Annotated in this window: 14 protein-coding genes and 1 other RNA gene; 12 read left to right on the top strand and 3 right to left on the bottom strand. The window is 35.7% G+C overall.

The genetic code is table 11. The annotated features are described in order from the left end of the window. Positions 1-396: 396 nt before the first annotated feature. The 3 genes from AC1FXZ_RS01965 to AC1FXZ_RS01975 all read left to right on the top strand — a co-directional run bounded on the left by AC1FXZ_RS01965 (position 397) and on the right by AC1FXZ_RS01975 (position 1987). On the top strand, positions 397-555 hold the full coding sequence (locus tag AC1FXZ_RS01965; RefSeq protein ID WP_480050486.1) for a hypothetical protein: 159 nt from the start codon (positions 397-399) through the stop codon (positions 553-555). Between the two features lie 166 nt (positions 556-721). Next, positions 722-934: a hypothetical protein gene (locus AC1FXZ_RS01970; protein ID WP_480050488.1), complete on the top strand. Its 213-nt coding sequence runs from the start codon at positions 722-724 to the stop codon at positions 932-934. A gap of 285 nt (positions 935-1219) precedes the next feature. Then, complete coding sequence (locus AC1FXZ_RS01975; RefSeq protein WP_480050490.1) at positions 1220-1987, top strand: MerR family transcriptional regulator; 768 nt, start codon at positions 1220-1222, stop codon at positions 1985-1987. 669 nt (positions 1988-2656) lie between these two features. On the opposite strand, the gene AC1FXZ_RS01980 is transcribed toward AC1FXZ_RS01975, so the two are convergent. Continuing rightward, positions 2657-3247 (bottom strand): molybdopterin-dependent oxidoreductase, encoded by a 591-nt coding sequence (locus AC1FXZ_RS01980; RefSeq protein WP_480050492.1) that lies wholly within the window; start codon positions 3245-3247, stop codon positions 2657-2659. A gap of 370 nt (positions 3248-3617) precedes the next feature. Here AC1FXZ_RS01980 and AC1FXZ_RS01985 point away from each other — a divergent pair, with 370 nt between their 5' ends. The 3 genes from AC1FXZ_RS01985 (at position 3618) to AC1FXZ_RS01995 (ending at position 6070) form a co-directional block, all read left to right on the top strand. Then, positions 3618-4628: an LLM class flavin-dependent oxidoreductase gene (locus AC1FXZ_RS01985; protein WP_480050494.1), complete on the top strand. Its 1011-nt coding sequence runs from the start codon at positions 3618-3620 to the stop codon at positions 4626-4628. 280 nt (positions 4629-4908) lie between these two features. Then, a complete protein-coding gene (locus AC1FXZ_RS01990; RefSeq protein WP_480050681.1) occupies positions 4909-5886 on the top strand; it encodes a tRNA dihydrouridine synthase in 978 nt (325 codons plus the stop codon). Positions 5887-5920: 34 nt separating this feature from the next. Then, positions 5921-6070, top strand: a complete 150-nt coding sequence (locus AC1FXZ_RS01995; RefSeq protein ID WP_480050496.1) for a hypothetical protein — start codon at positions 5921-5923, stop codon at positions 6068-6070. A gap of 174 nt (positions 6071-6244) precedes the next feature. Here AC1FXZ_RS01995 and AC1FXZ_RS02000 read toward each other — a convergent pair whose 3' ends face one another. Then, positions 6245-6688: a cupredoxin domain-containing protein gene (locus AC1FXZ_RS02000; protein ID WP_480050498.1), complete on the bottom strand. Its 444-nt coding sequence runs from the start codon at positions 6686-6688 to the stop codon at positions 6245-6247. A gap of 169 nt (positions 6689-6857) precedes the next feature. Between AC1FXZ_RS02000 and rnpB the strand changes: the two genes are divergently transcribed. The 6 genes from rnpB to AC1FXZ_RS02030 all read left to right on the top strand — a co-directional run bounded on the left by rnpB (position 6858) and on the right by AC1FXZ_RS02030 (position 11790). After that, positions 6858-7249: RNase P RNA component class B (gene rnpB / locus AC1FXZ_RS02005), an RNA gene on the top strand. 430 nt (positions 7250-7679) lie between these two features. Beyond that, positions 7680-9554, top strand: a complete 1875-nt coding sequence (gene htpG / locus AC1FXZ_RS02010) for a molecular chaperone HtpG (protein WP_480050500.1) — start codon at positions 7680-7682, stop codon at positions 9552-9554. Between the two features lie 217 nt (positions 9555-9771). Beyond that, a complete protein-coding gene (locus AC1FXZ_RS02015) occupies positions 9772-10083 on the top strand; it encodes a hypothetical protein (RefSeq protein ID WP_480050502.1) in 312 nt (103 codons plus the stop codon). Positions 10084-10309: 226 nt separating this feature from the next. Then, positions 10310-10483 (top strand): cysteine-rich CWC family protein, encoded by a 174-nt coding sequence (locus tag AC1FXZ_RS02020; RefSeq protein ID WP_480050504.1) that lies wholly within the window; start codon positions 10310-10312, stop codon positions 10481-10483. Positions 10484-10612: 129 nt separating this feature from the next. Continuing rightward, positions 10613-11104 carry a YajQ family cyclic di-GMP-binding protein gene (locus AC1FXZ_RS02025; RefSeq protein ID WP_480050506.1) on the top strand — a complete coding sequence of 164 codons (492 nt, stop codon included), beginning with the start codon at positions 10613-10615 and terminating at the stop codon, positions 11102-11104. 164 nt (positions 11105-11268) lie between these two features. Beyond that, positions 11269-11790 carry an autoinducer gene (locus AC1FXZ_RS02030; protein ID WP_480050508.1) on the top strand — a complete coding sequence of 174 codons (522 nt, stop codon included), beginning with the start codon at positions 11269-11271 and terminating at the stop codon, positions 11788-11790. A gap of 44 nt (positions 11791-11834) precedes the next feature. Here AC1FXZ_RS02030 and AC1FXZ_RS02035 read toward each other — a convergent pair whose 3' ends face one another. Further along, complete coding sequence (locus AC1FXZ_RS02035; RefSeq protein ID WP_480050510.1) at positions 11835-12590, bottom strand: Mrp/NBP35 family ATP-binding protein; 756 nt, start codon at positions 12588-12590, stop codon at positions 11835-11837. Positions 12591-12686 lie beyond the last annotated feature (96 nt).

Below are 12686 nucleotides of genomic sequence, written 5' to 3' on the forward strand. Positions count from 1 at the left end.
ACTACTTCGTATTCTTTTGACCATATTGTCATTTTTGCAAAGTTGAGTTGGAAGAGTAAATCTTTTTGGTACTCGATGCTAGAGCTCATGTTTCTATTACCCTGCTTTGTGATTGTTTTCTTATTAGGTGCTCTTTCTTTTAATGCTTAAGGATGCTTTTTCTCTTCGTTTAGTAAAACATCTGAGGCTTATATGGGAGTAGAAATATTGTCAGTTTCGTCATGATGAGACAAGGCTTGTTCTTTTTTATTACATACAAATTACCGACATTTCTAATGGAATTAGGTTTGTTTCAAAGAATAAAAGTGTTTTCCAAGAAAACGTAACCTAAGAATTTATGAAAGAAAATGAGTGGCAGTTTAAAGGACAAATGGGTGAAAAGGGTGGAAGGGAGATATGAAAAAAGGAATAGTTTTGTTTTTTACGGGATTAGTGATTCTAATGTTAGGTATATATTTATCTATTCATTGGGTTGCACTCGGAACCCTCCTAGGTATTGGTGGAGGGGTGATCATGGGGAGTAGTTCTTATTTTTTAGCTAAGACAAAGCAATAACAAAGTATTACCTGGAATACCTTTAGAAAGCGCTGATACAATTGTGGTAATAAATTAACAATTATCGATTGTTCAAAAAAATCAGTTGTTACTTGTGCAACAATCAGGTTAATTTTTTATGTTAATATGATTTAATATCATCTTTAGGAGACAGGAGGGTCTAAATATGGACTGGATAAAACAGATTACTCCAATACAAGGATTAATTTTGATAGGCACGATAGCATTTTTGATGGTATCAATCTTAATCGCTACCCAATCATACTTTAGTTATTTAGAAGTGACAGCAGCCTCTAATGGTTGTTTTGATATGGGTGGTCTTCCTATTATTGAAAAGTCGGGACTAAGAATGACTTACTTTCACTGTAACATGGAATAAGTTATTCAATTAAACGGATGTAAGAGCAAGGAATTGTTGATGGCAGCTCCCATTGTTTACTGAGTTATGGATACGAATGGCCGACACCTTCCGTCAAGAGGTGTGATCACAGAAACTTAGTTTAATAACAAAATAGATGACAAAACTCAAAAATGTGGCGCGTTTTTGAGTTTTTTATTTATCGTAAAAACTGACATGAATTAATTTGGGAAATTAATAAAGGAGTTTAGTTGACCTTCACGCGTACGTAAAGGTGTAGAGTTGTTAGTATTAGGAGGTGAACTAATGGAATACACCGTACAGAAACTGGCTCAACTGGCAGGCATCAGTACGAGAACACTTCGGTATTATGATGAAATCGAGATTCTTAAACCAGCACGAATAAACTCATCTGGATATCGTATTTATGGTCAGAAAGAAGTGGATCGATTACAGCAAATCTTGTTTTATAAAGAGTTAGGGATAAGTCTTGAAAGGATCAAGAAAATCATCACTTCCTCTTCATATGATGAAACCCAAGCCCTGAAGGAACATCGAGAACAACTTCTCATAAAAAGGAAGCAGTTAGAAGTGCTGATTGCCAATGTAGAAAAAACAATTGATTCAATGGAAGGGAGAATCATGATGACAGATAAAGAGAAATTTGAAGGGTTCAAGCAGCAATTGATTGATGACAACGAAGCGAAATACGGGAAAGAGATTCGTGAAAAATATGGTGATGATGTGGTGAACCGTTCTAATGAAAAAATTAAGAATATGAGAAAAGAAGAACATGACGAGGTTAGCCGTCTTGCCATTAAAGTTCAGGAGACTCTTGAAGAAGCTTTTAAAACGGGAGATCCATCAAGTGATATTGCACAAAATACGGTGGAGTTGCATAAGAAGTGGCTTATGTATTACTGGAGTGAGTACAACAAGGATGCTCATGTAGGTCTTGCCCAGGTGTATTTAGACGATGAACGATTTAAGAAGTATTATGAAAAGAAGTCAGGGATGACAGAATTTTTGAGAGATGCGATTTTGATTTATACAGGTAGGATGAGAAACGACTGATCTATATGTTCATTATAAATTTTCTATTGATTTTATAAAATCTGGCCTTCTTTAATCATCTTCATTTTGCATAGGGATTTGCTATATGTAGAAAGGTTGATCGTTCTGCCTTCTTCTTTTATGCTTATAAGAGGATTCGGATCACTTAACACTCCTTTTTCAGTTGAGAAATTAGGTTTATTTGGTCAGGTGATTTTTTAGGCAATAAGATCAGAAAGATACATTCCGTTTACTCATAATCACAGGTAGATGACTGTGATTTTTATTTTTATTTCGAGAATAATGGGTTGACGAATGATGGAAAAATTATGCTTAGAGCTACCGTTAATAGAAATGTCGTAGTAGATATCGATAAATTATCAGTAGTCTCCTAGTAAATACGGTGAAATTTTTTCACAGAGGGGCAAGAACTTTTTTGCTCAATATCTTTCATCCTGCAGAAGTGTGCTCCGTTAGTCGGATTCCATTGATAATTGTTATTCTCTATTTAAAAAGGAGGTCATTACAATGGATTCGCTGAAAAATATACATTGAGCCACAAACTATATTGACAGGAACTTACGTTGAAGAAGTGAATACGGAAAGAACAGCAGGTCAATTGCTTCACAGTGCACCGATACTTGTGAAGCAATTATTTATATAATCAGACGGTTCTATTTCGCATTAAAATCAACGATACCGCTCTTCCTTAAATGGATTCGCCGTCATAGAATAGCCCAACTCCTCCCAAAATCCAGCTTCATCTTCCTTCATGAATTGAATTCCAGTAGCCCATTTCGATCCCTTCCATAGATAAAAGGAGGCAGGGGGGATAAACCTTAATGGATAACCGTGCTTTGGTGTTATATCGGTCCATTGTTCCTGATTTACATCCTTATAGCGATACACGAACAATGCATCATTTCCCATTAAATCCTTCAACGGTAAATTTGCTGAGTAACCAAAGGGGTCCTCATTATAGTAACCGAATATTTTCACATAATGGACATCTGGACGAAGCCTTACTTTGTTTACTAACTCTCGCAACGTAATCCCTTCAAACGCCATTCCGAATTTGGACCATGTCGTTACACAGTGCATGTCAATCGTAGAAATCGTTTTTGGTAAATCCATCACTTCAGAGTAAGTGAATGTTTTCTCTTCTTCTACTTCGCCAAACAGTTTAAATCTCCATGTTTCTTCGTTAAACTCATACACGTCCCCTTGGTGTAAAACAGGCCATTTCTCTGTTTTGAATTGTCCTGGAGGTAATTTTGCCATGGTTTTTTCCTTCCTATGTAAAAAGATGTTGTGTGCTTACCCTAGTAAAAATAATAGTAGTTTTGGGATTTTTTCGCAACTAACTGAAATGCTATTAGTGTGGTAGATAATAAGAAAGGGTACTGAATCAAACCAACAGTATCAATTCAGCAGTCTAAATCGAGCAACGAATGATGTTTTCCAAAAAGTAGTGCACGAACTTACGCCTTCTACAACTAAGTCATTTCAATTTAAATCATCTCTTCTTCCTGTTATGATAAAAACATATTAATATGTAATACCTTTATATAGGGTCGCTTAATATTATACTAGTCAAACATATCAAAGCTTATTCCAACTAGTAAATGAAAAAGAAAGAAGTGGTTATTCCATGCCAATAAATAGACCAACAAAATCTCTCAACGAAATAAACTTTTCCGTCCTTGACCTTGCATCAATCGTGCAAGGAGGGACGCCAAGAGAGTCCTTTCAACATTCGATAGAGTTAGCACAGTTAACAGAAAAACTAGGCTATAAACGGTACTGGTTAGCGGAGCATCATAATATGCCAGGCATAGCAAGCTCTGCAACATCCGTAGTCATCGGGCATGTAGCGGCACATACTTCAACTATTCGTGTAGGATCCGGTGGTATCATGCTTCCCAACCATTCGCCACTGGTTATCGCCGAGCAATTTGGAACCCTCGAAGCGATGTTTCCAGGCCGAATTGATTTAGGGTTAGGGCGTGCTCCGGGAACGGACCAACGAACAGCCCATGCCCTTCGTGGGGCAAACTACACTAATGGCGATGATTTCCCAGAACAATTAGAGCAACTGCAAGCCTATTTTCAAGGTTCGGCAGTGGTACGAGCAATCCCAGGAGAAGGAGCAAATATCCCTATTTGGTTGTTAGGTTCTAGTGGGTTTAGTGCCCGATTATCGGCACAGCTCGGGATGCCGTTTGCTTTCGCCAGTCATTTTTCACCTGAAAACACAATACCAGCCCTGGAATTGTATTACGAGAACTTCCAACCGTCGGAGGATTATAAAGAGCCTTACGCAATGGTAGCCGTAAACGTCATAGCAGCAGATACAGATGATGAAGCAGAATTACTTGCCACTTCCATCAAACAAAGTTTTCTAAGCATGATGAGGAATTCACCATCACAGTTACAACCACCAATAAAGAATTTGGATGAGCTCATGAGCTCTTATGAAAAGGCAGTTTTAGAAAAACAATTAGGCTCTACGATCATCGGAAGTCCTTCCAACGTTAAGAAAAAGCTGCAATCCTTCCTAGATGAGACGAAAGCAGATGAGATAATGGTGAGCTCAATGGTTTATGACCACAACGCTCGACTCTACTCCCACCAAATCGTGGCAGAAATAATTGGGTTATAGGAAATGGACATTAAAAAAGTGAAATAACTATTTTTTTGCGCAGTGTACGGCTATTGCTGAAAAATACCTATCTAAGAGACGATCACGTTCAAAGTGATCGTCTTTTTCGTGTACTGAAAAAAGAGAACAGATTTGAGAAATCACCTTCTCAAATTTTCAGTTTGATAAAAAGTGTTTAAGCATGGTATAAGTGTAAAAGAAGCATGGACATTTTGCTTTTTTATTTTGGGATAAGGGCTTGGCCTGCTATCCCATAATGAGAGGATTTGAATTTAATATGATAGAAGAAAATTTTTGGCGTGATTTACCACGACCTTTTTTTATACTGGCACCGATGGAAGATGTGACGGATGTTGTTTTTCGCCATGTAGTGAGCGAGGCAGCCAGACCTGATGTGTTCTTTACAGAGTTTACAAACAGTGAGAGTTATTGTCATCCAGATGGGAAGCAGAGTGTGCGTGGACGTTTGGCTTTTACAGAGGATGAACAACCAATTGTAGCGCATATTTGGGGGGATAAGCCTGAAAACTTTCGGCAAATGAGTATTGGTATGGCGAAACTTGGATTTAAAGGTGTGGATATCAATATGGGATGTCCTGTACCTAATGTGACACAAAACGGGAAGGGAAGTGGCCTTATCCGTCGTCCGGAAGTTGCAGCAGATTTAATACAAGCAGCAAAAGCAGGAGGATTGCCCGTAAGTGTAAAGACAAGGCTTGGTTTCACGGATGTAGACGAGTGGCGAGGCTGGCTTACCCATATTTTTGAACAGGACATTGTAAATCTTTCCATCCATCTGCGTACAAGGAATGAAATGAGCAAGGCGGATGCACATTGGGAGCTGATTCCGGAGATTAAAAAACTTCGTGACCAGGTGGCACCAGATACACTTTTGACGATCAATGGGGATATTCCTGACCGTCAAACTGGGTTGAAGCTTGCCGATCAATATGGCGTTGATGGGGTTATGATCGGCCGGGGTATTTTCACTAACCCATTTGCCTTTGAAAAAGAACCGCAAGATCATAGCAGTAAGGAATTACTTGATCTTTTACGATTGCATTTAGATCTCCATGATCAATATTCAGATTTAGAGCTACGTCCGTTCAAGGCTCTTCATCGTTTTTTTAAGATATATGTAAAGGGATTTCGAGGAGCGAGTGGATTAAGAAATCAATTAATGAACACAGAGTCAACAGATGATGTGCGTGAACTGCTTGATCGCTTTGCGTCACAGAACCTTGCTGAAATGGAATAGCAGTAGACGATTTGGTTTAGGGGACCTTAAAAATATGAACCGCCTTATCCGTATGATTGATGCTGGTAAGTTAGACTTAATGCCATTAATTACACACCGTATGAGCTTGAGCGATATTGAAAAAGGTTACGAAATCTTCGAAAACCGATCAAAACCAGTTATAAAAATTGCGGTGACTCCCTGATATATAATATTGTTAAAAAATAACCCCAATTTCTCTATTAGTTTAATTGAAGTTGGGGTTATTAGTGTTTGAATTCCAAAAAGCAAGGTTTTGGTTGAATAAGATATTAGGTTAGAATGTTCAAACTATATGTGGAAACACCTTTCTCATTGTACCAATTAAAAGAGTAAAGACTTAATCAACAACAATATAGGCAATCATCGGGCCTTCCTGATCGTAATGTACATGGGATGTACAAATCAACCGATAAACACCTTCCTCAGAAAAGTGGAGATCTATAACTGTTTCTTCTCCTTTTTTAACGGTTTCCTTAACATCTGTTCCTTCAATAATAAATGGGTGCTCTTTTCCTTTAACTCCATATATTCTTAATTTTACATGTTGGTCTTTTGGAACAACAACGGTTCCTGGATCCCAACGGTACGATTCAATCTCTTTCCCGTCTTCAGTTGTTGTTTTGATTTCATTGGTAACCATGTGCACCTCGAAAACTTCTTTCGCTGATGATACAGTTGGTGTCTCTGTGGTAACTGTTGAAGTGAAAAAATACCAACCACAACTAACAAGTGCTAATGTAATGGCAAGAAAAAACCATTTTTTCCTTATGACGATAAGCATGCTACAGTCCTCCTTTATTTAAGTAATTACATAACTATATGCGTAAGAGGAGGGGGAACTTGTCTATTTTTCTATATTAATTAAAAAATAATAATAATAAAGAGGATCAAAACGCATAGTTGCGCAGAATTAAAAAGCGTGCTATACTACAAATACAACATCTGAAATAACGTTCAGGTAATCGCTGCATCTTTTGATGTAGAGGAAAGTCCATGCTCGCACGATCTGAAATGATCGTAGTGTCCGTGCCTAGCCAATCAATAAGCTAGGGCAATCTGGTTTGAACTGGATTGACGGCGAGGAAAAGAACCTAAGGCATTGAGTGCTATGGTCGAGTACCTCTGAAAGTGCCACAGTGACGAAGCTCTTTTGGAAACGAAAGAGATGGAACGCGGTAAACCCCACGAGCGAGAAACCCAAATTTGGTAGGGGAACTATCTTGAAGGAATTTCAACGGATAGATAGACAGACAGGAATTTCTGTTTGTAGATAGATGATTACCACCGGAGTACGAGGATAAATCCGTTTGAAGTACTAAGGTACAAAACATGGCTTATCGAACGTTATGGAAACAGACTGTTGTACTTATTCCAATCATTTCAAGCTACATTGTTCGCACCTGGTGTTGAAGGAGGGAGTCTGTGAATGATCGGACGATGAACTTCATTAAAACAGCATTAATAGGAACGGCATTGTGGCAATATAACTGAAAAAAGTCTAGCAGATATAAACTACACCTCCAATTGTAAGACACGAACTAACATTTGGAGGTGTAGATTTTTTAGTATTAGTTAAATCCTAACTTTGGACTAAAAAATAATAATTAATCTTCTATAGTATTGACAAATGATGAGCTTGTATGATATTAAAATATTGTGTTAGCACTTAACTTCAGAGAGTGCTAAATCACTCTAACAATTACTACATCCAGTTATACTTAGGTTCAGAAAATTCATGTTCCAATTTAATTTTACAAGGAGAGAGAGTTTATATGACAAAAACACAATTTAAGGCTGAGTCGAAAAGATTATTAGAAATGATGATTAATTCTATTTATACACATCGGGAGATCTTTCTTAGAGAGCTAATTTCTAATGCTAGTGATGCAATTGACAAAATTTATTACAGAGCACTAACAGATGAGAATGTAAATTTTGATCAAGACAATTATTACATAAAATTGAGTGCTAACAAAGAAACAAGAACACTTAAAATTTCAGATACTGGAATTGGAATGACAAAAGAAGAGCTTGAGAAAAACCTTGGAACTATAGCAAAAAGTGGCTCTTTGGCATTTAAAAAAGAAAATGAATTAAAAGATGGTCACGATATTATCGGACAATTTGGTGTTGGATTTTATGCAGCATTTATGGTAGCTGATACAGTTACTGTAATAAGTAAGGCTCTAGGGAGTGACAAAGCTTATAAATGGGAATCAGAAGGTGCAGACGGCTATACGATAATACCTTCCGAAAAGGATACAGTTGGAACAGACATTATTTTAAATATAAAAGAAAATACTGAAGACGAAAATTATGATGAGTATTTAGAGGATTACCGAATAAAGGCTATTGTTAAAAAGTACTCAGATTTCATTCGTTATCCAATCAAAATGGATGTTGATAGTAGCAATAGTCAATCTGATGAAGCTAAAAATACAGATGAAAAAGAAGAACAGATTGTCAATAGTATGGTTCCTATTTGGAGAAAGAATAAAAATGAGCTAACTGATGAAGATTATGACAATTTTTATGTAGAAAAGCGTTATGGTTTCGATAAACCTCTAAAGCATATCCACATTAAGGTTGATGGAGCAGTTAGATACAATGCCATTCTTTATTTCCCTGATAACATCCCTTATGATTATTATTCAAAAGAATTCGAAAAGGGATTAGAGCTTTATTCTAACGGTGTTTTAATAATGGAGAAGTGTTCTGACTTACTTCCAGATTACTTTAGTTTTGTTAAGGGTATGGTAGATTCCGAAGATTTATCTTTGAACATTTCAAGAGAGTTGCTGCAACATGACCGACAATTAAAAGTCATTGCAAAAAATATCAAGAAAAAGATAAAAAGCCAGTTACAAAGCTTGTTAAAAGATGAACGAGATAAGTATGAGCTATTTTATAAATCGTTTGGCAGACAGCTTAAATACGGAGTTTATAGTGACTTTGGAAGTAATAAAGAAGAATTGCAAGACTTACTATTATTTTACTCGTCATCAGAAAAGAAGTTAGTAACATTAGTTGAGTATATTTCTAGAATGTCTGATGATCAAAAATACATCTATTATGCTTCTGGAGAAAGCTATGAGCGAATTGAAAAAATGCCTCAAACAGAGCTGGTTGCTGAAAAAGGGTTTGAAATTTTATATTTCACCGAGGATATTGATGAATTTGCTATTAAGATGTTAACTTCCTATAAAGAAAAGGAATTTAAGTCTGTATCAAGTGGCGATTTAGGTATTGAAGAAGAAGAAAGTGAAGATAGTACTTCAAATGAAAAAGAGTATAAAGAGTTATTTGAACATATGAAACAAACATTAGCAGGGAAAGTAAAGGATGTCAGAGTATCAAAAAGACTTAAAACTCACCCTGTTTGTTTAGCAAGTGATGGTGAAGTAACAATTGAAATGGAGAAAATACTTCAATCAATGCCTGATAACCAAAACATAAAAGCTGATAAGATCTTAGAAATTAATATTAATCACGAAGTATTTAACTCATTAAAAAATGCGTTTGAACAAGATAAAGATAAGTTAAATCTATATACTGAACTTCTATATAACCAGGCATTACTAATTGAAGGGTTACCAGTAAACGACCCTGTGGAATTTACTAATAATATTTGTAAAGTAATGGTATGATTAATAAAAAACACTATGCCACCCTCACTTTATACAGTAGGGGTGGCATAGTGTTTTCAACAAAAGTAGGTATCTATTCCTTATAATTGAGTATGAAAACCCGATCAGAAAGAAGAAGATAACCCTATAACAGCGATAATAAACAGAAAGGAAATGCACCTCTTTGGAAAGACTAACATATATCCCTACAAAATGATTCCAAGCAAGGAGGACAAACATGCCTAAAAAAACGACTCCAACTGAAGAGGAAAATGAGAAGACAAATAACTCGAAGGTGAAATCGGAAGACGAAGTTGCTAAGCTTAATCGATTATTGGCTGCTGTTCTAAATTATTTATCAGATGACGAAGTTGAAGAAATCGATATCGAATACCTTTTAACAAATACAGAAGGGCTGCGAGAGTGGTGGGAACAATACCGAGAAAGTAATAGAAAAGAATTAGAAGAAGAAATAAAAAAATCATTAAGTGACCTGTCTTTAAAGGAACTTGAAAGTATCCATGAAAAAATTAAAGTAAAGGACGAATGATATCCAAATCAGGTTTCTAATTAAAATTCTGACCCTGAAATAAGATGTAAGCAAATTTTTAAATTCTAAATATATAATAAGAGGGTCAGATCTTTTTTACCTGAAACTTAGATTAACAGCATGCTCCTACTATTGTTAAGTCTATGAAATTGGTTGTTGTAATGATATTTTAAAAGCACACTGAATATCTATTACTGTGTGATAAAAACAATTGGCAGGTGGTTAAATGACTAATAAATACTGTCCTATATGCAATAATGAAAATAATTGCTCTGGCCGTAGCTGTTGGTGCACAGAAGAAACGTTTCCGAGTGAAATATTCGAATTGGTGCCAGAGCATGAATTAAGGAAATCATGTATTTGTAAAAACTGTCTTGATACCTTTAAAAAAACAAATTAAAGGTAGTGCTACGTGTTTTGATAGTTTTAAAAAAAATAGTAAGTGATCGATTGACAGATTAGTGATTACTTGAAGCTCTGATAACTTATCACCTATAATAGAACTAATCAAAGCAAATGGAGGTACATGATGGCAAAAGATAGTTCATTCGATATTGTTTCTAAAATTGATCTTTCCGAAGTGACAAACGCCGTTACGATGGCGACGAAAGAAATTCAAAATCGTTATGATTTTAAAGGCAGTAAAAGTAGCATTGCATTTGAAAACGAAGAACTTGTATTAGTATCTGATGATGAGTTTAAATTGGAACAATTAAAAGATGTTTTAATAAGTAAATTAATTAAACGTGAAGTCTCAATTAAAAATTTAGACTACGGCAAAATTGAAGGCGCTTCAGGTGGGACAGTCCGTCAAAGAGCCAAGTTAATTCAAGGCATCGATAAGGAACAAGCGAAAAAAATTAATACGATTATTAAAAACAGTGGTGTAAAGGTAAAAAGTCAAATTCAGGATGATCAAATTAGAGTTACTGGTAAAAAACGCGACGACTTACAAGCGATTATTGCAGCAATAAGAGAAGCTGATTTAACGATTGATGTGCAATTCATTAATTACCGTTAAACAATTATCAACATGAAACTACATACCTTAAAAAAAGCAGAAACTAAGTGTTCTGCTTTTTTTGTTGTTTCTGTAGTTTGGAATTAGGTTCTAAGAGCTAAATATTTAACATGAAAACACACATACTAAAACTAAGAATAATTTGCTGGAATGGAGAATTGAATATGAAAATTTTCACATTATTGATCACATTCATTGCTATCAGCTGCTCACTATTATTTACAGAATTAGATGTTAATGCACAAGATAACCCTGATAAGGAAATTGAAGAGTTTATGGATGATAATAATTATATTTCGGCTAAAAAGGCGATTAAACTTTTTGAACAACAACAGGGAAGAAAAGTGAATCTGCCAACGAAACTTCCTTTTAAACCAACACATCGATTTGGACAAATTACGAATGAAGGGGATTTAAAGTTACGTTATATTAGACTCTTCAATAAACCACATCAAGAATTTGTATTTTCAGTTATGCACCCAGAGAATAAAATTGAGACACACATTAAATCAGATGATAAAGTAGTAACACTTAAAGATGGTACAAAAGCTTACTTCCAGGAAAATGACCACTTTCATTCATTAATTTTTAAAAAGAATGGTTGGGGTTACTTGATTGGAGGAAGTACAAGACAATCTGTGAACTATAATTTAGCAGGATTAATGGAAATAGCAAATTCAATTTAATAAAAAAGCCACCTAGAAAAAATACTAGGCAGCTATTGTTTCTATTATAAACCAACTTCCACTAATGTAGGGCTCTCAACTAGTCTTTTTGCTAATATTTGGTAGACGGCTTCTAATGATGGGTCCTCTTCAATTAATACTTTTGGTTCTCCATTCTCATTCGGTGAGACTAGAGGGATTGATGCCAATAGTTCTGTGTCTAAATTCTTTGCAAGTGTCTTGCCTCCACCTTGTCCAAATAAATAGTATTGTTCATCAGAATCTGGTGGAGAAAAGTAAGACATATTCTCAATCACACCTAAAATAGTATGCTTAGTCTGTTTAGCCATACGCCCAGCTCGTTCAGCTACATGAACTGCATTAGGGTGAGGGGTTGTTACAATGATTTCTTGACACACCGGCAATTTTTGATGCAAGTCCAGGGCGATGTCACCGGTACCAGGGGGCAAATCTAGAATCACGTAATCTTGTTTGCCCCAAATTACATCATCAAAAAAATGGTCAATCATCTTGCCAAGCATGGGCCCACGCCAAACGACTGGATCGTTTCCTTTTAATAAGAACCCCATCGACATAACCGTAATATCTCCGTGTCCAATTGGAATCATTTTGTTATTCATTGTTCTAGGCTTTGAAGTGATATTTAAAATCTTTGGAATACTATAGCCATAAATATCTAAATCAATGAGAGCCACTCTTTTATTTAATTTCGCTAAAGATAATGCAAGATTGACGGCGACAGTTGATTTACCAACCCCACCTTTTCCACTTGTAATCGAGATCACATTTCCGTTTATCAAATTACTCACTCCTTTAAGAATAGATTAACGAATTAAACAAATAAAAACTGTGATCTCCATCACTCTGTTTCTAATAGGAATAATAATTTAGTTATG

Source organism: Halalkalibacter sp. HAAS-P014 (assembly GCF_056619965.1).

Coding starts and splice junctions, on each gene's coding strand:
- AC1FXZ_RS01985 (WP_480050494.1), top strand. CDS start 3,618: ATGCCAATAAATAGACCAACAAAATCTCTCAACGAAATAAACTTTTCC.
- AC1FXZ_RS02030 (WP_480050508.1), top strand. CDS start 11,269: ATGAAAATTTTCACATTATTGATCACATTCATTGCTATCAGCTGCTCA.
- AC1FXZ_RS02020 (WP_480050504.1), top strand. CDS start 10,310: ATGACTAATAAATACTGTCCTATATGCAATAATGAAAATAATTGCTCT.
- AC1FXZ_RS02000 (WP_480050498.1), bottom strand. CDS start 6,688: ATGCTTATCGTCATAAGGAAAAAATGGTTTTTTCTTGCCATTACATTA.
- AC1FXZ_RS02015 (WP_480050502.1), top strand. CDS start 9,772: ATGCCTAAAAAAACGACTCCAACTGAAGAGGAAAATGAGAAGACAAAT.
- AC1FXZ_RS01975 (WP_480050490.1), top strand. CDS start 1,220: ATGGAATACACCGTACAGAAACTGGCTCAACTGGCAGGCATCAGTACG.
- AC1FXZ_RS01965 (WP_480050486.1), top strand. CDS start 397: ATGAAAAAAGGAATAGTTTTGTTTTTTACGGGATTAGTGATTCTAATG.
- AC1FXZ_RS01995 (WP_480050496.1), top strand. CDS start 5,921: ATGAACCGCCTTATCCGTATGATTGATGCTGGTAAGTTAGACTTAATG.
- AC1FXZ_RS01970 (WP_480050488.1), top strand. CDS start 722: ATGGACTGGATAAAACAGATTACTCCAATACAAGGATTAATTTTGATA.
- AC1FXZ_RS01980 (WP_480050492.1), bottom strand. CDS start 3,247: ATGGCAAAATTACCTCCAGGACAATTCAAAACAGAGAAATGGCCTGTT.
- AC1FXZ_RS02025 (WP_480050506.1), top strand. CDS start 10,613: ATGGCAAAAGATAGTTCATTCGATATTGTTTCTAAAATTGATCTTTCC.
- htpG (WP_480050500.1), top strand. CDS start 7,680: ATGACAAAAACACAATTTAAGGCTGAGTCGAAAAGATTATTAGAAATG.